Source organism: Sphingopyxis sp. USTB-05 (assembly GCF_023822045.1).
In the GTDB taxonomy this organism is placed as follows: Bacteria; Pseudomonadota; Alphaproteobacteria; order Sphingomonadales; family Sphingomonadaceae; genus Sphingopyxis.
In genome coordinates this window covers 122,355-141,864 of the sequence record NZ_CP084712.1, presented here as the reverse complement: position 1 = coordinate 141,864, position 19,510 = coordinate 122,355, and the positions used below count along the sequence as shown (strand labels likewise).

The 19,510-nt window shown below is 64.2% G+C and carries 21 protein-coding genes; 7 read left to right on the top strand and 14 right to left on the bottom strand.

Annotated features, from left to right (window positions below; all coding sequences use genetic code 11):
• The first annotated feature begins 46 nt into the window (after positions 1-46).
• Positions 47-619: a urate hydroxylase PuuD gene (locus tag KEC45_RS00635; RefSeq protein WP_062185110.1), complete on the top strand. Its 573-nt coding sequence runs from the start codon at positions 47-49 to the stop codon at positions 617-619.
• A gap of 60 nt (positions 620-679) precedes the next feature.
• Here the strand turns inward: KEC45_RS00635 and KEC45_RS00630 are convergent, their stop codons facing one another.
• The 4 genes from KEC45_RS00630 to KEC45_RS00615 all read right to left on the bottom strand — a co-directional run bounded on the left by KEC45_RS00630 (position 680) and on the right by KEC45_RS00615 (position 6,112).
• Complete coding sequence (locus KEC45_RS00630; protein WP_062185113.1) at positions 680-1,234, bottom strand: gamma carbonic anhydrase family protein; 555 nt, start codon at positions 1,232-1,234, stop codon at positions 680-682.
• Positions 1,231-3,483 carry a fused MFS/spermidine synthase gene (locus tag KEC45_RS00625; RefSeq protein ID WP_062185115.1) on the bottom strand — a complete coding sequence of 751 codons (2,253 nt, stop codon included), beginning with the start codon at positions 3,481-3,483 and terminating at the stop codon, positions 1,231-1,233. The genes KEC45_RS00630 and KEC45_RS00625 overlap by 4 nt, the downstream gene beginning before the upstream one ends.
• Positions 3,484-3,487: 4 nt before the next feature.
• Positions 3,488-4,486: a porphobilinogen synthase gene (hemB, locus tag KEC45_RS00620; protein ID WP_062185118.1), complete on the bottom strand. Its 999-nt coding sequence runs from the start codon at positions 4,484-4,486 to the stop codon at positions 3,488-3,490.
• A gap of 81 nt (positions 4,487-4,567) precedes the next feature.
• Positions 4,568-6,112, bottom strand: coding sequence for a M23 family metallopeptidase (locus KEC45_RS00615; RefSeq protein WP_062185121.1), 1,545 nt, complete (start codon positions 6,110-6,112; stop codon positions 4,568-4,570).
• Between the two features lie 274 nt (positions 6,113-6,386).
• Between KEC45_RS00615 and KEC45_RS00610 the strand changes: the two genes are divergently transcribed.
• The 6 genes from KEC45_RS00610 to KEC45_RS00585 all read left to right on the top strand — a co-directional run bounded on the left by KEC45_RS00610 (position 6,387) and on the right by KEC45_RS00585 (position 15,735).
• Positions 6,387-9,170 (top strand): helicase-related protein, encoded by a 2,784-nt coding sequence (locus tag KEC45_RS00610; RefSeq protein WP_252172050.1) that lies wholly within the window; start codon positions 6,387-6,389, stop codon positions 9,168-9,170.
• Complete coding sequence (locus KEC45_RS00605) at positions 9,170-9,469, top strand: RNA-binding S4 domain-containing protein (protein ID WP_062185124.1); 300 nt, start codon at positions 9,170-9,172, stop codon at positions 9,467-9,469. The genes KEC45_RS00610 and KEC45_RS00605 overlap by 1 nt, the downstream gene beginning before the upstream one ends.
• A 171-nt stretch (positions 9,470-9,640) precedes the next feature.
• Positions 9,641-9,979, top strand: a complete 339-nt coding sequence (gene fdxA / locus KEC45_RS00600; protein ID WP_037513620.1) for a ferredoxin FdxA — start codon at positions 9,641-9,643, stop codon at positions 9,977-9,979.
• A 156-nt stretch (positions 9,980-10,135) separates the two neighbouring features.
• Entirely contained in the window at positions 10,136-10,786 is a 651-nt protein-coding gene (gene clpP / locus KEC45_RS00595; protein WP_062185127.1) for an ATP-dependent Clp endopeptidase proteolytic subunit ClpP, read from the top strand.
• Between the two features lie 188 nt (positions 10,787-10,974).
• Positions 10,975-12,246, top strand: a complete 1,272-nt coding sequence (gene clpX / locus KEC45_RS00590; RefSeq protein WP_062186880.1) for an ATP-dependent Clp protease ATP-binding subunit ClpX — start codon at positions 10,975-10,977, stop codon at positions 12,244-12,246.
• 270 nt (positions 12,247-12,516) lie between these two features.
• Positions 12,517-15,735, top strand: a complete 3,219-nt coding sequence (locus KEC45_RS00585; protein ID WP_252171306.1) for a TonB-dependent receptor — start codon at positions 12,517-12,519, stop codon at positions 15,733-15,735.
• Positions 15,736-15,840: 105 nt separating this feature from the next.
• On the opposite strand, the gene KEC45_RS00580 is transcribed toward KEC45_RS00585, so the two are convergent.
• The 10 genes from KEC45_RS00580 to KEC45_RS00535 all read right to left on the bottom strand — a co-directional run bounded on the left by KEC45_RS00580 (position 15,841) and on the right by KEC45_RS00535 (position 19,499).
• On the bottom strand, positions 15,841-16,251 hold the full coding sequence (locus KEC45_RS00580; protein ID WP_062185133.1) for a SufE family protein: 411 nt from the start codon (positions 16,249-16,251) through the stop codon (positions 15,841-15,843).
• A 129-nt stretch (positions 16,252-16,380) separates the two neighbouring features.
• Complete coding sequence (locus KEC45_RS00575; protein WP_062185136.1) at positions 16,381-16,626, bottom strand: hypothetical protein; 246 nt, start codon at positions 16,624-16,626, stop codon at positions 16,381-16,383.
• 23 nt (positions 16,627-16,649) lie between these two features.
• Positions 16,650-16,919 carry a hypothetical protein gene (locus tag KEC45_RS00570; protein WP_062185139.1) on the bottom strand — a complete coding sequence of 90 codons (270 nt, stop codon included), beginning with the start codon at positions 16,917-16,919 and terminating at the stop codon, positions 16,650-16,652.
• Between the two features lie 25 nt (positions 16,920-16,944).
• On the bottom strand, positions 16,945-17,208 hold the full coding sequence (locus KEC45_RS00565; RefSeq protein WP_039577096.1) for a hypothetical protein: 264 nt from the start codon (positions 17,206-17,208) through the stop codon (positions 16,945-16,947).
• An 11-nt stretch (positions 17,209-17,219) separates the two neighbouring features.
• On the bottom strand, positions 17,220-17,537 hold the full coding sequence (locus tag KEC45_RS00560) for a hypothetical protein (protein WP_062185141.1): 318 nt from the start codon (positions 17,535-17,537) through the stop codon (positions 17,220-17,222).
• Between the two features lie 14 nt (positions 17,538-17,551).
• Positions 17,552-17,851, bottom strand: coding sequence for a hypothetical protein (locus KEC45_RS00555; protein WP_062185144.1), 300 nt, complete (start codon positions 17,849-17,851; stop codon positions 17,552-17,554).
• Between the two features lie 43 nt (positions 17,852-17,894).
• Complete coding sequence (pspC, locus tag KEC45_RS00550; protein WP_062185147.1) at positions 17,895-18,275, bottom strand: envelope stress response membrane protein PspC; 381 nt, start codon at positions 18,273-18,275, stop codon at positions 17,895-17,897.
• Position 18,276: 1 nt separating this feature from the next.
• Positions 18,277-18,552, bottom strand: a complete 276-nt coding sequence (gene pspB / locus KEC45_RS00545) for an envelope stress response membrane protein PspB (protein WP_056367989.1) — start codon at positions 18,550-18,552, stop codon at positions 18,277-18,279.
• 12 nt (positions 18,553-18,564) lie between these two features.
• Positions 18,565-19,230, bottom strand: coding sequence for a phage shock protein PspA (pspA, locus tag KEC45_RS00540; RefSeq protein ID WP_062185149.1), 666 nt, complete (start codon positions 19,228-19,230; stop codon positions 18,565-18,567).
• A 98-nt stretch (positions 19,231-19,328) separates the two neighbouring features.
• Positions 19,329-19,499, bottom strand: a complete 171-nt coding sequence (locus tag KEC45_RS00535) for a hypothetical protein (RefSeq protein ID WP_193749205.1) — start codon at positions 19,497-19,499, stop codon at positions 19,329-19,331.
• Positions 19,500-19,510: the final 11 nt, after the last annotated feature.

Here is a 19,510-nt window from a genome sequence, read left to right as displayed (position 1 = left end):
GCACCGGGTCGCACGCGGGCGCCGCGACAAAATAGGGGGAACTGCCATGGACAAATTTTTCGGAAATCTGCACGCCGTACTGGGCACCGGCCTTGTGCTTGCGATCATCCTGATGCTCTGCCTCAACGGCCAGAATTTTGAGGATGGGGTCGCGGCGGGCAACGCGATCATGCGCTGGCTGCACACCTTCTTCGGCGTGCTGTGGATCGGCCTGCTTTACTATTTCAACTTCGTCCAGATTCCGACGATGCCGAAAATCCCGGCCGAACTGAAACCCGCCGTCGGCAAGCATATCGCGCCCGCCGCGCTGTTCTGGTTCCGCTGGGCGGCGCTGGTCACCGTGCTGCTCGGCCTCGCGATCGCCGGCCACGCCAAATATCTGGCACCCGCGCTGGGGCTCCAGGACCCGTACAAGCTGATCGGCGTCGGCATGTGGCTGGGCCTGATCATGGCGTTCAACGTGTGGTTCGTGATCTGGCCGAACCAGAAGAAGGCGCTGGGCATCGTCGAGGCCGACGATGCGACCAAGGCGAAGGCCGCAAAGACCGCGATGATCTTTTCGCGGACCAACACCTTGCTGTCGATCCCGATGCTCTATGCGATGGTGAACTTCAGCTAAGTCAGCGAAGCTAGTCGAAAGGGCGTCCCAGGAAACCAGGGCGCCCTTTTTCTTGGGCCATCAGCCCTCGATCGCCGCCTTGTGCATGCGGCCGTTCATCACATAATGCGCGACGCCCATCTGCATTCCCGCAGCCTGCGCATCGTCGATCTCGCGCACGCGCCGCGCGGGCGATCCGGCCCATAGCTCACGCCCCGGAATTTCCTTGTTCTCGGTCAGCAGCGCACCCGCGGCGAGCATCGCGTCGCTGCCGATGCGGCACCCGTTCATCACCGTCGCCTTGAGGCCCACGAAGGCGCGATCCGCCAGCGTGCAGCCATGCACCATCGCCATATGGCCGATCAGCACATCCTCGCCGATGATCGTCGGGAAGCCGTCGGGGCGGTGCGGCATCTGGCCGTCGCAATGGACGACGCTGCCGTCCTGGATGTTCGAGCGCGCGCCGACGACGATGCGGCTGACATCGGCGCGCAGCACGCAATTATACCAGATGCTGACATCGGGCCCGATCGTCACGTCGCCGATGATCCGGCACCCCGGCGCGATAAAGGCGCTGGGGTCGATCTGCGGCGTCTTGCCGTTCACGCTGATGATGCTGACGTCCTGATAGGTCATTCGTCGCGGCCTCCGATGATATTCTTCCAGATCAGCACCGGTAGCGTCGAGGCATAATCGTCGGTCCAGCGCTCGAAACCGGGACGCGCCGCCAGCGGCACCCACGCATCGAGGTCCATCGCGTCCTTGCGCGGACGAATGCCGCCGGTCAATTGTTGCATCCGGGCAGGCGTCGCGGTCAGCGCGACCCAGTTCGATCCGGTGAGGTCGCCATATTCGTCGCCGATCGGGCCGGGGTCCATGCGGATCGCACTGGTCCAGCCCCGCGCCTTCGCCTCCGCCGCCAGCACCGGCTCCAGATCGAAGAAACGGTTCGAGATGTGGATGAGCAATATGCCGTCGGGCTTCATCGCGCGCGCATAGATGCCGATCGCCTCTTCGGTCAGCAGGTGCAGCGGGATCGCGTCGGACGAGAAGGCGTCGATGACGATGACGTCGAAGCGCCCCGCGGGTTGGTTGGCGAGTTGCAGCCGCGCGTCGCCGATGACGATCGGCGTGTCACCCGCGCAATCCGACAGGAAAGTGAATTTGGACGGATCGCGCGCAATATCGACCATCACCGGATCGATTTCGAAGATCGTCCAATGCTGGCCAGGCTTGCGATAACAGGCGAGCGTGCCCGCCCCCAGCCCGACGATGCCGATCGACGCACCCGGTCCCGCGAGCGCCCCAGCCTTGTCGAGCGTCAGCCCGACCCCCGACTGATGACCATAATAGGTCGTCGGATCGCGCCGGTGCGCGGCGTCGGTGCGCTGGAGGCCGTGGAGCGTCGTGCCATGCGCCAGGCGGCGCTGGTTCGACTGGGGATAGTCGGTGACGGTATAAACGCCGAAATAGCTGCGGACGCGCGCGTCGGTGAAGCTTTCCTGAATCGTGTCCCAGCCGCCGACGCCGATCATGAGCAATCCGAGCACGGGCACAAAGGCCCAGCGCCAGCCGATGACGAGGATGCCGATGACGAAGATCGCGATGCCCCACGAGGTCGTCGCGCCGTCGAGCCGGCCGGTCCAATCGCCGACCATATGCCAGGCGCCGAAGGCGGCGATCAGGACGAGAACTGCCGCAGTAATCCGCGCCGTCTTCGCCTCGAGCCCCAACCATTTGTCCCACGGGAGCAGCGCGGGGAGCGGCAACAGCACCCCCGCAGCGAGGATCAGGATCGGATGCTCATACACCCAATCGAAGATCAGCGGCGCGAACAGCGCGGCGAACAACCCGCCGAGCACGCCGCCTGCCGACATGATGAGGTAGAAAAGCGTCAGATACTGCGCCCCCGGCCGAAGATGATAGAGATAGCCGTGGAGCGCGGTCGCGACGACGAACAGCATCGCGAGGCTGGCGAGCGCGACCATCATCGACCCGCCGCCCGAGCTGAGCAGCCCAAGTCCGCCGACCGCGAGCAGCACGACGGGCGCAACCAGCGTGACGATCTGCGTCGGCCGCTCCATCGTCGAAAACGCGATCACGAAGCTCAGGAGATAGAGGCCGAGCGGCAACACCCAGAGCAGGGGCATCGCGACGATGTCGGTGGTGAGATGCGTCGTCGTCGACAGCATCAGCCCCGACGGCACCGCCGCGATCAGCAACCAGTGGAGCTGACGCCGCAGCGTCGGACGCGGTTCGTCGGTGGCCGCCGCATGGGCTTCGGCGCCGCCCTGCCAACGCGCTGCAGCCGCGCCCGCGACGAGCAGGACGAGCAGCGCGTAACCCGCAGTCCAGCCCCAGCTTTGCGTCGCAAGCGGCATCGTCGGTTCGACGAGCGCCGGATAGCTGATGAGGCCGGCAAAGCTGCCGAGGTTCGACGCCGCGTAGAGATAATAGGGATCGCCTGCGCGCGTGTCGGCGGCGAACCAGCGCTGCATCAGCGGCGCCTGCGCCGATACCACAAAGAAAACGGGGCCGATCGACGCAAGCAGAAGCAAGGGCACCCACAGCGCCTCCTGCCCTGGCCCGGGCGGCGCGATCTGCGCAATACCGATCGGGAGCCACAGCGCCGCGACGAGAAATAGCGCGAGGTGAATCGTCGCCTGACGCCGCACAGTGAACCGGCCCAGCCAATGAGCATAGGCATAGCCGCCAAGCAGCAGCGCCTGATAGACGAGCATCGCGCTGTTCCACACCGCGGGCGCGCCGCCCAGCTTGGGCAGCACCATGCGCGCGACCATCGGCTGGACGAGGAAGAGGAGGAAACTGCCGACGAGGATCGTCAGCACGAACAGCCAGCGGCGCGGCGATGCGGAAGCGATCATATTGTCAGGCGCCGAGGAGCCGCGCCGCGTGCAGCGCGTGATAGCTCAAAACCCCCGATGCGCCCGCACGGCGGAACGCAAGCAAGGTTTCGAAAACGAGCGCATCGCGGTCGCCCGCACCCGCGGCAGCCGCGGCCTCGATCATCGCATATTCGCCCGACACCTGATAGGCATAGACGGGCACGGCAAAATTGTCCTTCACCGCGCGGACGATGTCGAGATAGGGCAGGCCGGGCTTCACCATCACGCTGTCCGCACCCTCGGCGAGGTCCTGCGCCACTTCGCGCAAGGCTTCCTCGCTGTTCGCGGGATCCATCTGATAGGTCTTCTTGTCGCCTTTCAGCAGCCCGCGCGAACCGACCGCGTCGCGGAACGGGCCATAGAAGGCCGAGGCATATTTGGCGGCGTAGCTCATGATCTGGACATGCCCGAAGCCCTCGGCCTCCAGCGCCTGCCGGATCGCACCGATGCGGCCGTCCATCATGTCGCTGGGAGCGATGATGTCGGCCCCGGCGCGTGCCTGGTTGAGCGCCTGCCCGACCAGCACCTCGACCGTTTCGTCGTTGAGCACATAGCCCGCATCGTCGATCAGCCCGTCCTGCCCATGGCTGGTATAGGGATCGAGTGCGACGTCGGTAAGAATGCCGATATCGTCGCCGAGCGCCTGCTTGATCGCGGCGGTGGCGCGGCACATGAGATTGTCGGGATTAAGCGCCTCGCCGCCGTCCGCGCTGCGCCGCTCGGGCTGCGTATATGGAAAGAGCGCGAGGCACGGGATGCCCGCGGCAACCGCGTCACGCGCGCGTTCGACGAGCAGGTCGACCGACCAGCGCGATACGCCGGGAAGGCTCGATATCGGTTCCTCGGTGCCCGAACCATCGGCGACGAAGAGCGGCCAGATCAGGTTCGAAGGCGAAAGCTGGGTTTCGCGCACCATCGCGCGGCTCCAGCCGGTGCGGCGGGTGCGGCGCAGGCGCAGGTCGGGGAAAGCGGCTTGGGTCATGCGGGGTGCATAGCGGCGCCGGGCCGCGGGGCAAATGTTTCTTCTATAGCCCCTCCCCTCAAGGGGAGGGCTTGAGCATATTCAAATCCCGTCGCCCGCGCGTTTCGAGGCGACGTCGGCGAGGCTGCCGAGCTTCGGTCCCTCGACCTGTTTCGGCGCGATCGGGGTCAGCGCGGCGCCGGGCGCGATCGACGTCAGCGATCGAATGCGCGCGCGGAAATCGGCGAGCGCCTTGCCCTCGAGCAGCGCGCGGGTAACGAAAGTCACCGACGACGGGTTCACCGCGCGGCCGTTGCGATAGAGTTCGTAGTGGAGGTGCGGACCAGTCGAGAGGCCGGTCGAGCCGATATAGCCGATCACCTGCCCGCGATTGACGCGCTGGCCGGGCCGCACCGCGATGCGGCTCATATGGCCATAGCCTGTGCCAAGCCCGTTGCCATGGTTGAGCTTCACATAATTGCCGAAGCCGCCATGGCGACCGGCAATCGTCACGATGCCGTCGGTGACGGCATAGATCGGCGCGCCATAGCCGCCGCCGAAATCCATGCCGCTGTGCATGCGCTTATACCCGAGAATCGGGTGGCGGCGCATGCCGAAGGTCGACGTGACGCGTCCGTTGGTCGGCCGCGCCATCCCGCCGCGCTGTTCGCCGACCCCCGATGCCTCGAACCATTGGGTCCGGCCGTCGACATTCCATTCGAGCATCGAAAGCTTTGATTTTCCGCCCCGGATCAGCCCGGCATAGAGCAGCTTGCCCGTCTCGCTCTCACCCGTTTCGGCGCGGCGATGGTCGACGATGATGTCGAACTCATCGCCGGCGCGGATATCGCTGCCGACCGAAATCTGTTTGCCGACGACGCGCAGATAGGACTGGATCGCCGCGGGCGGCGCCCCGGCGGCGCGCGCCGAACGGTAAAGGCTGTCGCCGACCCGGCCGCGGATGCGCAGCGGCGTCGCGTCGACCGCGATCGGAATGCGGCGCATCACCAGCTGGCCGCCCTGCCGCTCCATCTCGATGCGGAGGTCGAAGCGCGCACGCATGGCCAGCGCCTCTACCGGGCGCGGCATGGTCCGCGCGGCACGGCGGCCAAGGATCAAGTCGATGCGCGTGCCCGGCGCGATATCGGCGAGCGGAACCGCGCCCGACACCTGATTTGCGAGCGCCTGCGCCTCGCTGCTGCCGACGCCCGAGCGTTCGAGCAGGCGCGCGAAGCTGTCACCGCGGCCAAGCGTGGCGGTCAGCTCGATTTGCGGGCGTTCGGGGGTTTGCGTCAGCGGGCGAACCGCGTCGGTCGCCGCCATATGGCGCCCCGTGTCGCCGCCGAACGCGAGCGGCACGATCATCTGCGCACGCGCTTCGTTGAAATCGGCGGCATCGAGCGCAGGCGTGCCCCCGATCTCGAACGGCTGGATTCCGGGGAAGGTCGCGATCGCCGTTCCGCAGAGCAAGGTTAATGTCGCAAGACCGCGCCACCACTCCGCCGAACCGATATTGTCGCCAAGGTCGGGAACGAGGTCGAACTGCGCCAGCCGGTCGCGCCAGCCGAGCTGCGGTTCGGCATCGGAATCGGCGCGCCGCAGCGGGATCGCCTGCGACATCGTGAGGGCGGCCGCGTTGCCGGACATCCCCGCGATCGGTTCGTGACGCTGAAACAAATTGCAACCCCCGCTCGGCAACCAAACCCTACACCCGGCCGCCGAATGATGTTTTCGAGGCGTTGTCTGTAAAGAAAGGTCGTTAAAGTCAATTTAATGGCGGATTTGCCGCAGTTCGTTGCGGCGAGGCGTGGCGGGGTCGGGATATTATGCAACACTGCGGGAAAAATCGGCCTCCACCCTGCGGTTCGACGATAGGCTGTTGCGCGTGGACCCCGCGCATGCCAGCGTGGCTTTCAAGAAAATGACCTCTTCCTCTTCCCAGCCGGTCAAGGCTGTCCTTGGCCCCACCAACACCGGCAAAACCCATTTGGCGGTTGAGCGCCTGACCGCCCATTCGAGCGGCATGATCGGCTTTCCGCTGCGCCTGCTGGCGCGCGAGGTTTACGACCGGGTGGTCGCGATCAAGGGCCCGGCGCAGGTCGGGCTGGTCACCGGCGAAGAGCGAATCATCCCGCCCGATGCCCGCTACCTGCTCGGTACGATGGAGGCTTTGCCCGTCGAGCGCGACGTCGCCTTCGTCGGGATCGACGAGGCGCAGCTGGGCGCCGACCCCGAACGCGGCCATGTCTTCACCGACCGGCTGCTGCGCGCACGCGGGCGCGAAGAAACGATGATCCTGGGCTCGGCGAGCATAAGGGGACTGGTCAAGGGGTTGGTGCCCGAGGCCGAGATCATCACCCGGCCCCGCTTTTCGACCTTGAGCTATGCGGGATCGTCGAAGCTGTCGCGCCTGCCCAAGCGGTCCGCGATCGTCGCCTTCTCGGCCGAGGAGGTGTATGCGATCGCCGAAATGCTGCGCCGCTTTTCGGGGGGCGCGGCGGTGGTGATGGGCGCACTCAGCCCGCGGACGCGCAATGCCCAGGTTGCGATGTTCGAGGCGGGCGAGGTCGACTATCTCGTTGCAACCGACGCGATCGGCATGGGCCTGAACCTGAACGTCCAGCACGTCGCCTTCGCTAGCCTGCAGAAATTCGACGGACGGCGCCTGCGGCGGCTGACGATTTCTGAAATGGCGCAGATCGCGGGCCGTGCCGGGCGGCACCAGCAGGACGGCAGCTTCGGCACCGTCGGCCTGCCGCAAGGCGGCTTCACGCCCGAGGAAATCGCGGCGATCGAGGGGCATCATTTCCCGCCACTACCAAGCCTGTTCTGGCGCAACCCGACGCCGGGCTTCGGATCGCTCGACCAGCTCCTGTCCGACCTTGCGCAGCCGCCGACGCAGCCGATGCTTCGCACAGCCCCGGAGGCGGTCGATATCGCGGTGCTCAAGCATCTGGCGGGCGATATGGAAGTGCGCGCGCGCGGCGGCGATTTCGACGCGGTGCAGCGCCTGTGGGACGTATGCGGGCTTCCCGATTTCGAGCAATTGGGCGCCGAGCATCACAGCCGCACCGTGTTCAAGCTGTGGCAGTGGCGCACGACCGGCGACGGCATGATCGACCCCGACTGGTTCGCGCGGCGCCTTGCCCGGCTGAGCGACGTCGAGGGCGATATCGACCAACTCGCGAGCCGCATCGCCGCGGTGCGGACACTCTGCTTCATCGCACAGCGCGGCGACTGGATCGCGGGCGCGGCGGGCTGGACCGAACGGACGCAGGCGCTCGAATCGCGATTGTCCGACGCGCTGCACGCGGCGCTTGCGCAGCGTTTCGTCGACCGGCGACTCGCCCTGTTGCTCCGCGACGCGGGGCAGCGCGACGCCGCCTTGCCGGTCGCTGTCGGCGCCGATGGCACCGTCGCGGTCGACGGCGAGCCGATCGGCACGCTGAAGGGCTTTCAGTTCAAGGTCGATCCGGTGGCCAAGGCGAGTGATCATCGCATGCTGCTCGCGGCGGCCGAGAAACATCTGCGCGCCGAACTCGCGCGCCGCGCGACCGCGCTTGCCGAGGGTGACGACAGCGCGCTGTCGCTGATCGCCGAACCGGGGACGGTGCCGCGCCTTGCCTGGCATGGCCATGCCATTGCAACGCTCGCGCGCGGGCCGACGCTCGTCCAGCCGGCGATCCAGATCGACCCCTCGTTGCGGCGGCTCGAGCTTCATCAGGTGCAGGCGATTTCCGAACGGTTGCAGCGCTTCGTCGCCGCGCAGCTCGCGCGTCATGCGGGGCCGCTTGCCGCGATGGGCGAGGCGGCGGGTGACCTATTCACCCCGCCGCGCGTGCGGGCGCTGCTTGCGGCGCTCACCGACAACAGCGGCACGATCGGCCGCGCGGCCGTCGAGGATCAGCTCAGCGCCCTTACCCCCGAAGAACGCCCCCAACTGCGAAAGCTTGGCTTCACGATCGGGTCGCTCGACCTGTTCCACCCGCTGCTCTTGAAGCCGGAGGCGGTACGCTGGCGCGCCGCGCTGACCGCCGCACAGCAAGGCGCGACCGTTCCCGCGCTGCCGCCGCACGGCGCAGTGCTGCAAAAAACAGGCAGCCACGCCGGATTGGTGATCGCGGGCTTCCGCCGCTGCGCGTCGGGCTGGCTGCGCATCGACATGGCCGAAAAGCTCGCACGCCAGGCGCACGCCGCGCGAATGCAGGCCGCAGCGCCGCCGACCGCACCGCTCGCCGGGCGCGACGAGCATCACGACGACCACGGCAATGACGACAGCGAAGGCCATCCCTCCGCCCTCCCCCCCGGCTTCATCATCGACCCGGCCCTCGCGACCTCGCTCGGGCTCGACGAGGAAACGCGCCGCGCGCTACTCGGCAGCTTCGGCTTTCGCGCCGTGGGCGAGCCCGCGCTCCAGCGCTGGCGCTGGTCGGGGCTGCGCAAGCCCGAGAAAAGGCCGCGCCGGAAGCCGCACCCGCATCGCAAGAATGCCGACGCGCCGCAGCGTCCCGCGGCGAACGGCGAGGCCCGGCGCGCGCCTGCCCATCAGGTAAAGGGCAAGCGTGGCAAGCCGGACAAGCCCAGGATCGATGGACCGCGCCCACCGCGTCCCGATCGTCCTGAGAGGCAGCCGCGTCGTGGCCCCTCGCCCAACAGCCCCTTCGCGGGCCTCGCCGCGCTCCTCGCGGACGCCCGCAAAGACTGATGGCGAGTCCGGGCGCCGCAGGGAGTATCCGGCTGGACAAGCTGCTATGGTTCCTGCGCTTCGCCCGCTCGCGCAGCGTCGCGCAGGCGATGGTCGAGGCGGGGCATATCCGGCTAGATGGGCGGCGGATCACGCGCTCGTCGTGCGCGGTGCATGCCGGGGCGACGCTGGTGCTACCCGTCGGCGAACGGATCGAGGTGATCCGCCTGCTGTCGATCCCCCTGCGCCGCGGCCCCGCGCCTGAGGCGCAGGCCTGCTACGTTCGCCTTGAGGCGCAGACGCCCGCCGCCTCCAGCTGAGCTATTGGGCCGACAGGAAAAGCTGTCACCCGAAAGCCGGCGCTTTTGCGTATCGAGTGAGAGTGATTCGCAACTGTCGCTTTGCGTTGACGTGCCGCGTCAACGCGGAATAGAGGCGTTTCCGATGGATGTCGGACGGCAAGGGTGCCGCCGACAAAGGGAGCTGAACCCATGACCTATGTCGTCACCGATGCCTGCGTCCGGTGCAAATATATGGACTGTGTCGAGGTGTGCCCCGTCGACTGTTTCTATGAGGGCGAGAATATGCTCGTCATCAACCCCAATGAATGCATCGACTGCGGCGTGTGCGAACCCGAATGCCCGGCCGAGGCGATCCTGCCCGACACCGAGAGCGGGCTCGAAAAATGGCTCGAAGTGAACAGCAAGTTCAGCGCCGAATGGCCGAACATCACGGTCAAGAAAGAAACGCCGGCCGATGCCGATGAATTCAAGGGCGTCGAGAACAAGTTCGAGACGCTCTTCTCGCCGGAACCCGGCGAAGGCGACTGAACCGAAATCGGACAATCGGAACGGGGCGGGACTTTCCCGCCCCTTCTTTTTGCCCCCTTGAAAGAGCTCCGCTTGGCGACGATGTAGGAGCCTAGAGGGGCCAGCCTGCCGGATTCTCCGGTGCGGCGTCCCGATAAACATAAGGACGAATTTCCAATGATCGACCCGCTCGCCGCTCTGGTTCCCGTCGTCGTCGAGCAGACGAGCCGCGGCGAACGCAGCTTCGATATTTTCTCCCGCCTGCTGCGCGAACGGATCGTCTTCGTCACTGGAGAGGTCGAGGACAATATGGCCTCGCTGATCGTCGCCCAGCTCCTGTTCCTCGAATCGGAAAATCCGAAGAAGGACATCTATATGTACATCAACTCGCCGGGCGGTGTCGTCACGGCGGGCATGGCGATCCACGACACGATGCAATATATCCGTCCGCGCGTCGGCACGGTGTGCATCGGCCAGGCAGCGTCGATGGGCAGCTTCCTTCTTGCCGCAGGCGAACCCGGGATGCGCGTCGCGCTCACCAACGCCCGCGTGATGGTTCACCAGCCTTCGGGCGGCGCGCGCGGCATGGCGTCGGATATCGAAATCCAGGCCAAGGAAATCCTGCGCATCCGCAAGCGGATGAACGATCTCTATGTAAAATATACCGGCAAGTCGCTGAAAGAGATCGAAAAGGCGATGGATCGCGACACGTTCCTCGAAGCCGACGAGGCGAAGGAATTCGGTCTCGTCGACCATGTCTACGACCGCCGTCCGGGCCTGCCCGGCGATGACGCGGCGAAGGACGTGAGCGAAGGCCCGACGCCCTGATACGGGCGCGGGACGACTCGGCATGCCGACGAAAGTTCCCGGTAACCGCGTTTCTTGACGTCCGCTTGGTACCTCGGTGCCAGGCTGGACATTGAACCGATGTCACCCAATTGCCATATTGTAATTGGGTGACCGGGGGCTAGGATAAGAAAGGCGACGCCCCTTTTGGGCCCGCCATAGGAATGTTTATGACGAAATTGAGTGGCTCGGACAGCAAGAGCACCCTTTACTGCTCCTTCTGCGGCAAGTCGCAGCACGAAGTCCGCAAGCTGATTGCCGGGCCGACCGTGTTCATCTGCGACGAATGCGTCGAGCTGTGCAACGACATCATCCGCGAAGAGATCAAGGGCGGTATCGCCGCGCGCAAGGACGGCGCGGTGCCGACGCCGCTCGAAATCTGCCAGCATCTCGATTCCTATGTGATCGGCCAGAACACCGCCAAGCGCGTGCTGTCGGTCGCGGTGCACAACCATTACAAGCGCCTGGCGAACAGCGGGCGCGGCGACGACGTCGAACTGGCGAAGTCGAACATCCTTCTCGTCGGCCCGACCGGCAGCGGCAAGACGCTGCTCGCGCAGACGCTGGCACGCTTCCTCGACGTGCCCTTCACCATGGCCGATGCCACGACACTGACCGAGGCGGGCTATGTCGGCGAGGATGTCGAGAACATCATCCTGAAGCTGCTGCAGGCCAGCGACTATAATGTCGAAAAGGCGCAGCGCGGCATCGTCTATATCGACGAAATCGACAAGATCAGCCGCAAGGCCGAAAATCCGTCGATCACGCGCGATGTGTCGGGCGAAGGCGTGCAGCAGGCGCTTCTGAAGCTGATGGAAGGCACCACCGCGAGCGTTCCGCCGCAGGGCGGCCGTAAGCATCCGCAGCAGGAATTCCTCCAGGTCGACACGACGAACATCCTGTTCATCGCGGGCGGCGCGTTCAGCGGCCTCGAAAAGATCATCGGCGACCGCCTGCAGGGCAAGTCGATCGGTTTCGGCGCGCATGTCGCCGGCCCCGACGAGCGCCGCAGCGGCGAAGTATTGAAGCAGATCGAGCCAGAGGATCTCCTCAAGTTCGGCCTTATCCCCGAATTTGTCGGCCGCCTGCCGGTCATCGCGACGCTTGAGGATCTCGATGTCGATGCGCTGGTCAAGATTCTTGGTGAGCCCAAGAACGCGCTGGTCAAGCAGTATAAGAAGCTGTTCGACCTTGAAGAAGTTGCGCTGACCTTCACCGACGACGCGCTCGTCGCGGTCGCCAAGAAGGCGATCGAACGCAAGACCGGCGCGCGCGGATTGCGCTCGATCGTCGAGGCGATCCTGCTCGACACGATGTTCGACCTGCCCGACCTGACCGATGTGGTCGAGATCGTCGTCGACAAGGATGTTGTCGAAGGCCGCAAGGATCCCGTGCGCGTCTATGCCGACAAGGCGAAGGAAGCGGCCGGCGACGCCGCCTGAGTCGCAAATGGGGCGCCTTTCGAGGCGCCCTTTTATGTTGCATTGCAGCAACAGTTTCCGGAAAAAACACATCTGCGCCTGTGGATAAAATTTGCTGCGCGACGGAAAATAGCGCTTTTTTAGCCCCGAGCTGACCCGCGCGCCCCTCCCCACTTGCACTGTCACAATTGCTGTCACAATCGTGCCACATGCGGGCTTCAGGGGCGCTCGCAGGTCAGGCGCGCCCCATTCGGGCGCCTGCCAAATGCACCACCAAAGGGGACAATCCAAATGCATTTCCGTCACTATCTGGCTGCGAGCGCTGCTGCGCTCAGCATGAGCGTTGCGCTCGCCGCTCCCGCGGCCGCCCAGGAAACCTCATCGTCGGTTCGCGGTACCGTCGAATCGGCAAGCGGGCCGGTCGCCGGAGCGACCGTTTCCGTGACGCACGTCCCGTCGGGCACCGTATCGCGCACAACCACTGACGGCAGCGGCAATTTCGGCGCCAATGGCCTTCGCGTTGGCGGCCCCTACACGGTCGAAGTAACCTCTGACGGGTTCGACAGTGCGCAGGTTACCGATCTCTTCCTGCAGGCCGGTCAGCCTTTCCGCCTGCCGATCACGCTCGAAGACACGGCGATTGTCGTGACGGCATCGTCGGTCAAGGGCGCAGTCGAAACCTCGAACGGCCCGATCACCGCGCTCAACCGCGAAGCGATCGAAGGCGCCGCCTCGATCAACCGTGATATCCGCGACCTTGCGCGCCGTGACCCGCTCGTCACGCTCGACCTGACGAACGCCCGCACGATCGAAGTCGCCGGCAACAACGGCCGTCTAAACCGCTTCTCGGTCGACGGCGTCCAGATGAGCGACGACTTCGGCCTCAACAACGGCGGCCTGCCGACCTCGCGCGGCCCGGTTCCCTTCGACGCGATCGAGCAATTCTCCGTGAAGGTCGCACCGTTCGACATCGCCGAGGGCGATTTCCAGGGCGGCGCGGTCAATGTCATTCTCCGCTCGGGCGGCAACAAGTTCCACGGCGGCGCTTTCTTCACTTATACTGACGACAGTCTGACCGGCAACCGCACCCGTGGCCGCGACGTCAATCTTGATTTCGACAGCAAGCAATATGGCGCCAACCTCAGCGGCCCGCTGATCAAGGACAAGCTGTTCTTCATGCTTGCCTATGAAAAGACCAAGGAAACTGATCCGTTCGACAGCGGCTTTGGTCCGGGCTTCGCCAATCAGGTCCCCGGCCTGACGCAGGCGGTGATCGACCAGGTCAGCAGCATCGCGCAGTCGCGCTATGGCTATGACACGCTTGGCCTGTCGCCAAACGCCACCGAGGAAGATGAAAAGATCATCGGCAAGCTCGACTGGAACATCAGCGACACGCAGCGCGCGTCGCTGACCTATATCCGCAACGTCGGCACGCAGCAGTTCCAGCAGAACACCTTCCTGACCACGCCCTTCGCGCTGGGTTTCCAGTCGAACGGCTATGAGTTGGCCGAAGAAGTCAATTCGGGGGCGTTCGAACTGAACTCGACCTGGTCGGACAGTTTCTCAACGACCTTCCGCGCTTCATACCGCGACTATAATCGCGACCAAACGCCTTTCGGCGGCCGCGATTTCGCGCAGATGGAGGTCTGCACCGATCCCGTTGCAACCAGCGCCAGCACGGCAACGGGCTGCAACGGCACGCGCCTGTTCTTCGGTCCCGACGTCAGCCGCCATTCAAACGACCTGAACACCGAAAACCTGTCGTTCGACCTGACGGCGCGCCTCGACGCCGGCAATCATTCGTTCCGCCTGCTCGCGGGTTACACCGATGTGTCGGTTTACAACCTGTTTGTGCAGCGTTCGCTCGGCGATTTCTATTTCGACAGCCTCGCCGATTTCGCCGCCGGCAATGCGAATCGTCTGCGCTACGGCAACGCGGTGCCAAGCCTCGACCCGGACGATGCCGCAGCCCGTTTCAGCACGCAGAACTATACCGTTGGCATCCAGGACGACTGGCAGGTCACCCCCGATCTCACGCTGTCGCTCGGCGTTCGTTACGACCTGTTCGGCAACGATGTGAAGCCGCCGCTGAACCCCAACTTCCTGGCACGCTATGGTTTCCACAACCGCGAAACCTTCAACGGCCGCGACGTTCTTCAGCCGCGCTTCGGTTTCAACTGGCAGGCCACCGACAAGCTGATCGTCCGTGGCGGCGTCGGCATCTTCTCGGGCGGCACGCCCGACGTCTATCTGTCGAACAGCTTCTCGAACACCGGCCTGCTCACCAACTCGGTCGATATCAACCGCACGAACTGCGCGGCTTCGGCCACCTGTAATGCGCTGAACGGTATTACCGGCGGCACCATTCCGAGCAGTGTCGACACCTTCCTCATTGGCGGTTCGCAGAGCCTCGCGCCGACCGATAATATCGATCCCGACCTGAAGGTCGCGCGCAAGTGGAAGGCCTCGCTGCAGGCCGACTATGAAATCGGCGACGGCTGGTTCGTTGGTGGCCAGTTCCTGTACGACAAGAACATCTATGGTTACACGTGGACCGACCTGCGTTCGGTACCGAACGGCACACTGCCCGACGGTCGCCCGCGTTATAATGTGCTTGGCCCGGCCACGACTAACCGCGATCTTCAACTGACCAACAGCGAAAAGGGTCGCTCCTTCTTTGCGACCGCCCGTTTCGCCAAGGCTTGGGACTTCGGCTTGTCGATCGACGGCAGCTACACCTATTCGAACGTCAAGGATGAAGGGGCCATGACCTCTTCGACCTCGTCGTCGAACTATGGCAACAACGCCTTCGTGGACCCGAACCGTGCAGCCTATGGCCGGTCGATCTATGAATATACCCATCAGTGGAAGTTCAGCGCGGACTTCAAGCGTGACTTCTTTGGCGACAATGAAACGCGCATCAGCCTGTTCGGCGAATATCGTTCGGGCCGGCCGTACAGCGCGACGATGCTGGACAACAGTGGCAATCGTGGCACCACCTTCGGCACGGTCGGGAACCTTGGCAACATGCTGCTGTATGTTCCGACGGCCGGAGGCGATTCGAAGGTCAGCTTCGACTCGGCCGCTAGCGAGACGGCGTTCAACAACCTCATTTCGCAGCTCGGCCTCGAAAAATATCGCGGCCGGATCGTGAAGAAGAACAGCCAGACCTCGCCCGATTTCTTCAAGGTCGATCTCCACTTTAGCCAGGAAATTCCGGCCTTTGTCGGCAATGCGAAGTTCAAGCTGTTCGCCGACGTCGAGAATGTCCTGAACCTGATCGATAGCGATTGGGGTTCGCTTCGTCAGGTCGACTTCCCGTACAACGCGGCGATCGCGCGGGTTACCTGCCTGACGGCTGCTACTCCGACGGGAACGGCGGGAACGACGGCGTCCTTGTCACAAACCTGTGCGCAGTATCGCTACAGCAACGTTCTTGCACCGAACGAAGTGCTCACGAACCGCGTGTCGCTGTATGGCATCCGCGTCGGTGTGAAGGTCAACTTCTAAGCCATCCGGCTTCGACCGAAAGAAAAGGGCGCGGGAGGAAACTCCCGCGCCCTTTTTTCTTGCGCGTGGCGAAATGACAAGCCGCGCCGATGGCGGCAGGGGAAATCAGTCCGCGGCGATGCGGCGCGCAGTATCCTGAACCAGCGCGATCATGTTCGGAACGCCCTGCGTGCGGTTCGACGATAGCTGGCGCGTGAGGTCGAAGGGGGCGAGCGCTGCGGCGACGTCCATGTCGGCCACTTCGGCCGCGGACTTGTCCTGCACCGCGGCCAGCACGAGCGCGACGATCCCTTTGGTAATCGCCGCATTGCTGTCGGCGAGAAAATGTAGCTGTCCGTCCTCGCGCGGGACCGGATAGACCCAGACGCTCGCCGAGCAGCCGCGCACCAGTGTCGCATCGGTCTTAAGGGCGTCGGGCATCGGCTCGAGCGTCCGGCCGAGGTCGATCAACAGGCGATAGCGATCGTCGCCGTCGAGAAACTCATATTCTTCGAAGATGTCGTCGAGACTGCGCATGGCCGCGCCCCTCGCACAGATGGCGCCGGGTTGGAAGGCCCCGAAACAACATCGGCCCGCTCCCCTGTCAGCCGCCGGACGGATGGCGCCTGACAGGGGAGCGGGCCGGTGCCGCGCGGGGCGGGGTGTTTAAAGGTCGACCCCCGCCGCGATGGCTTCGAGCTTGCGCAGCCGTTCCTTAAGGTCGGCGATCTCGATCCGCGACCCGGCGTGCGGAACGCCGGGATCCTGCGCCAGCGGCGCGTGCCCCGCGGCGAGCTCCTCACGCTTGAGCTGGATCCAGTCGCGCCAGCCGCGGAGCGCGACAAGGCTGACGATGCTCAGCGCGGTGAGCGCGACGGCCGCGGCAGTGAAGTCTGGAGTGATGAAAGCCATGAGCGTTGCTCCTTTTCCGGCATTCAGATTTTGCTGCTGTCGCGCAGCTTCTCGATTTCCTGATCGAGCGTAACGGCGCGATTATTGTCGGTGGCGATGCGTTCAAGCACCTGGATGCGATCCTTGAGCGCGCGGATTTCGGCCTGCAGCGCCTTGGTCTCTGCATTGTCCGCAGCGTTGCCGACAAAAAATTCATTGCCCTTATTGTCGCGGCGGATGCCGTGCTTGGCGCGAATGATGCTGCCGATCGTCACGATCAGAACGATGCCGATGACCATTTCAAAGGGGTTCATGGGGAAGAATCCTTTCGTTTATTATTCAGTTCAGCGGGGCGTCGCGCAGCTTTTCGATCTCGTCGGCGACATCAATTCCCTTGTCGGTAACGATGCGCTCGAGAACGCGGACGCGTGCCTCCAGCCGTTCAGTTTGCGCCGCATATTGCGCGGCCTTTTCGGCGGTCTCGTTGGTGATCGCCTTGAACTGCCGTTCCTTGAACTTGAGGTGGCGTTCATAGGCAGCGTAGCCGATGCCGAGCGTGACGGGCAGACCGACGACGATAATGAGGATGACAATCGCTTCCATATTCCGTTTCCTCAGTTCGACGGGCGCCGCAGCGCCTCGATCTCGTGGCTCAGCCGGTGGCCCTCGTCGGTGACGATGCGCTCGATCACCGCGAGGCGATCTTTCACCGAACCAAGTTCGGCGCGCAGTTGGGCATTTTCCTGGCTGATCAGCTTGACGCGTTCCATCGCTTCGTCGCTGGTCTTGGGATAGATCGCCTTGCCCCAGCTGTTTTCGAGCGGATAGCCATTCTTGACGCGGATCCAGGTCGTGAAGACCCAACCGCCGACCCCGGCCAGGCCGACGACGGCGGCGACGGGGGCGATGGTATTCAGGACATCCAGATTCATGCTCTCAAATCCTCTCAGCGCAGGCGGTCGATCTGGTCGGCGAGCTGCGCCGCCTGACCGTTGTTCTCGGTCGCGATGCGTTCGAGCACCGAGATCCGCTCTTCCAGCCGGCTGACCTGCCCCGCCAGCTTGGCGTTGTCATCGGTCAGCAGGGCGATTTTTCGATCAGCGTCGGGGTCGGTTCGATGAACCGTGCCGCCCCATTCATTCTCAACGGGATAGCCGTGCTTTGCGCGGATCCAGGTGGTGAACATCCAGCCGCCGATCGACAATGCGATGATGGCGAGGACAAAACCGGTACCACCGAAATTCATTTTCTATCTCCCTGTTTGCGCCCCAAGGATCTTTGGGTGCCGCTCAGCGCAGCGCGTCGATCTCGTCGGCGAGGCGGCGATTGTGGCTCGTGTAATATTGCTCGATGTCGGCAAGCCGGCGGTCGATGTCGCGGAAGCGCGACTTGATGTCGCGGGTCGATGCCGTCGGATTGCTTCGCACCCCCTGCCAGAATTTCGCTTCCTCGGTCGAACCATAGAGCGCGAACGGCTTGGGCGTGCCCATCCATGCAACCATCCAGTAAGCGATCAGCGTCCAGGGGAAGCCGCCCATCAGCGTGAGGAGCACCGCCCCGACGCGAACCCAGAGGACATCGATCCCACTATAGTCGGCGATCCCGGCGCACACACCGCTCCATTTGGCGTTCTGCTTGTCGAGGTAGAATTTTGTGCGGCTGGCAGACATCTCAGTTCCTCCGGCTGTTGTTTTCGAGTTGCGCCAGCTCTTCATCGCTGCGTACCGCGGGGCGGAAGTCGGGATGGTCGGCGCTGATGATGCGTTCGACAGTGTGCAGGCGATTTTCGAGGCGCCGTGCGGTATCGTAAAGTTCGTCGAGCAGTTGTTCGTCTTCCCCGGTCAGTGTCTTGGCCTGCTTCCACTTCGTGATGTAGTGGAGGATCAGCCAGGGCAGACCGAGGAAGAGGGTTCCGATAACGATCGGGACGATAATGATCTCTTCCATCGGTCAGGCTCCTTACTGTTTGCTGGCCTGCGCGGCTTTCAGCGCGGCGAGTTCGTCGGCGACCTTGTCGGCGGCCTGCAGTTCGGCGATTTCCTCGTCGAGCGACTTTTTATAGCCAAGGCCCAGCGCATCGGCGCGGCCTTCGGCTTCGTCGACGCGGCGTTCGAGGATCTCGAAGCGCGAGAAGGCATCTTCGACCCGGTCGCCGTTCGTCATCTCGCGCAGCTTGTAGCGGTTCTCGGCGCTTTCGAGGCGGTTGACGACACTCGACTGGCGCGCGCGCGCTTCGCTGAGTTTTTTCTGCAGCTTGGTGATATCGGCTTCATAACCGGTCAGCGCGTCATCGAGGACGGCAATCTCGGCTTTCAGCTTCTCCGCCATGTCGCCAGCCTTTTGCTTTTCGACGAGCGCAGCGGTGGCGAGGTCTTCGCGGTCCTTCGACAGTGCGAGTTCGGCCTTTTCCTTCCAGCTATCCTGCAGGCTTTCGAGCTTGGCGATATGGCGGCGCATTTCCTTCTGGTCCGCGATCGTGCGGGCGGCGGAAGCGCGGACTTCGACGAGCGTTTCGTTCATCTCGAAGATGATCTGGCGGATCATCTTTTCCGGGTCTTCGGCCCGGTCGAGCAGGTCGGTGACGTTGGCGGCGATGATGTCGCGGGTTCGTGAAAAAATACCCATTTTGAAACTCCTGTCGAAAATCTTGAGACCATTGTCTTTTATAAAAAGCTGGTGCCGGGGCGGGGCAAGGGGGGAGAGTGCCCCGGCACCAGTGCCGGTCAGGCCAAAGCGCTGACCGCCGGGGACATGACAGCGGCAACCAGCGGGCCGGCGGGGGTGCCGGTGACGCTGGCAGCAACCTGGGGCTGGTCGATCACGCCGACGAGAATGGCCAGCGCTCCGGCCGCGCTGAGCGCGAAAGTGGCGGCCTGGGCAAACATCGTTTTCATGGATCAACCTT

Excerpts from the sequence above, each read along its gene's own strand:
- KEC45_RS00635 (WP_062185110.1), top strand. The coding sequence starts at position 47 with ATGGACAAATTTTTCGGAAATCTGCACGCCGTACTGGGCACCGGCCTT.
- KEC45_RS00630 (WP_062185113.1), bottom strand. The coding sequence starts at position 1,234 with ATGACCTATCAGGACGTCAGCATCATCAGCGTGAACGGCAAGACGCCG.
- KEC45_RS00625 (WP_062185115.1), bottom strand. The coding sequence starts at position 3,483 with ATGATCGCTTCCGCATCGCCGCGCCGCTGGCTGTTCGTGCTGACGATC.
- hemB (WP_062185118.1), bottom strand. The coding sequence starts at position 4,486 with ATGACCCAAGCCGCTTTCCCCGACCTGCGCCTGCGCCGCACCCGCCGC.
- KEC45_RS00615 (WP_062185121.1), bottom strand. The coding sequence starts at position 6,112 with ATGTCCGGCAACGCGGCCGCCCTCACGATGTCGCAGGCGATCCCGCTG.
- KEC45_RS00610 (WP_252172050.1), top strand. The coding sequence starts at position 6,387 with ATGACCTCTTCCTCTTCCCAGCCGGTCAAGGCTGTCCTTGGCCCCACC.
- KEC45_RS00605 (WP_062185124.1), top strand. The coding sequence starts at position 9,170 with ATGGCGAGTCCGGGCGCCGCAGGGAGTATCCGGCTGGACAAGCTGCTA.
- fdxA (WP_037513620.1), top strand. The coding sequence starts at position 9,641 with ATGACCTATGTCGTCACCGATGCCTGCGTCCGGTGCAAATATATGGAC.
- clpP (WP_062185127.1), top strand. The coding sequence starts at position 10,136 with ATGATCGACCCGCTCGCCGCTCTGGTTCCCGTCGTCGTCGAGCAGACG.
- clpX (WP_062186880.1), top strand. The coding sequence starts at position 10,975 with ATGACGAAATTGAGTGGCTCGGACAGCAAGAGCACCCTTTACTGCTCC.
- KEC45_RS00585 (WP_252171306.1), top strand. The coding sequence starts at position 12,517 with ATGCATTTCCGTCACTATCTGGCTGCGAGCGCTGCTGCGCTCAGCATG.
- KEC45_RS00580 (WP_062185133.1), bottom strand. The coding sequence starts at position 16,251 with ATGCGCAGTCTCGACGACATCTTCGAAGAATATGAGTTTCTCGACGGC.
- KEC45_RS00575 (WP_062185136.1), bottom strand. The coding sequence starts at position 16,626 with ATGGCTTTCATCACTCCAGACTTCACTGCCGCGGCCGTCGCGCTCACC.
- KEC45_RS00570 (WP_062185139.1), bottom strand. The coding sequence starts at position 16,919 with ATGAACCCCTTTGAAATGGTCATCGGCATCGTTCTGATCGTGACGATC.
- KEC45_RS00565 (WP_039577096.1), bottom strand. The coding sequence starts at position 17,208 with ATGGAAGCGATTGTCATCCTCATTATCGTCGTCGGTCTGCCCGTCACG.
- KEC45_RS00560 (WP_062185141.1), bottom strand. The coding sequence starts at position 17,537 with ATGAATCTGGATGTCCTGAATACCATCGCCCCCGTCGCCGCCGTCGTC.
- KEC45_RS00555 (WP_062185144.1), bottom strand. The coding sequence starts at position 17,851 with ATGAATTTCGGTGGTACCGGTTTTGTCCTCGCCATCATCGCATTGTCG.
- pspC (WP_062185147.1), bottom strand. The coding sequence starts at position 18,275 with ATGTCTGCCAGCCGCACAAAATTCTACCTCGACAAGCAGAACGCCAAA.
- pspB (WP_056367989.1), bottom strand. The coding sequence starts at position 18,552 with ATGGAAGAGATCATTATCGTCCCGATCGTTATCGGAACCCTCTTCCTC.
- pspA (WP_062185149.1), bottom strand. The coding sequence starts at position 19,230 with ATGGGTATTTTTTCACGAACCCGCGACATCATCGCCGCCAACGTCACC.
- KEC45_RS00535 (WP_193749205.1), bottom strand. The coding sequence starts at position 19,499 with ATGAAAACGATGTTTGCCCAGGCCGCCACTTTCGCGCTCAGCGCGGCC.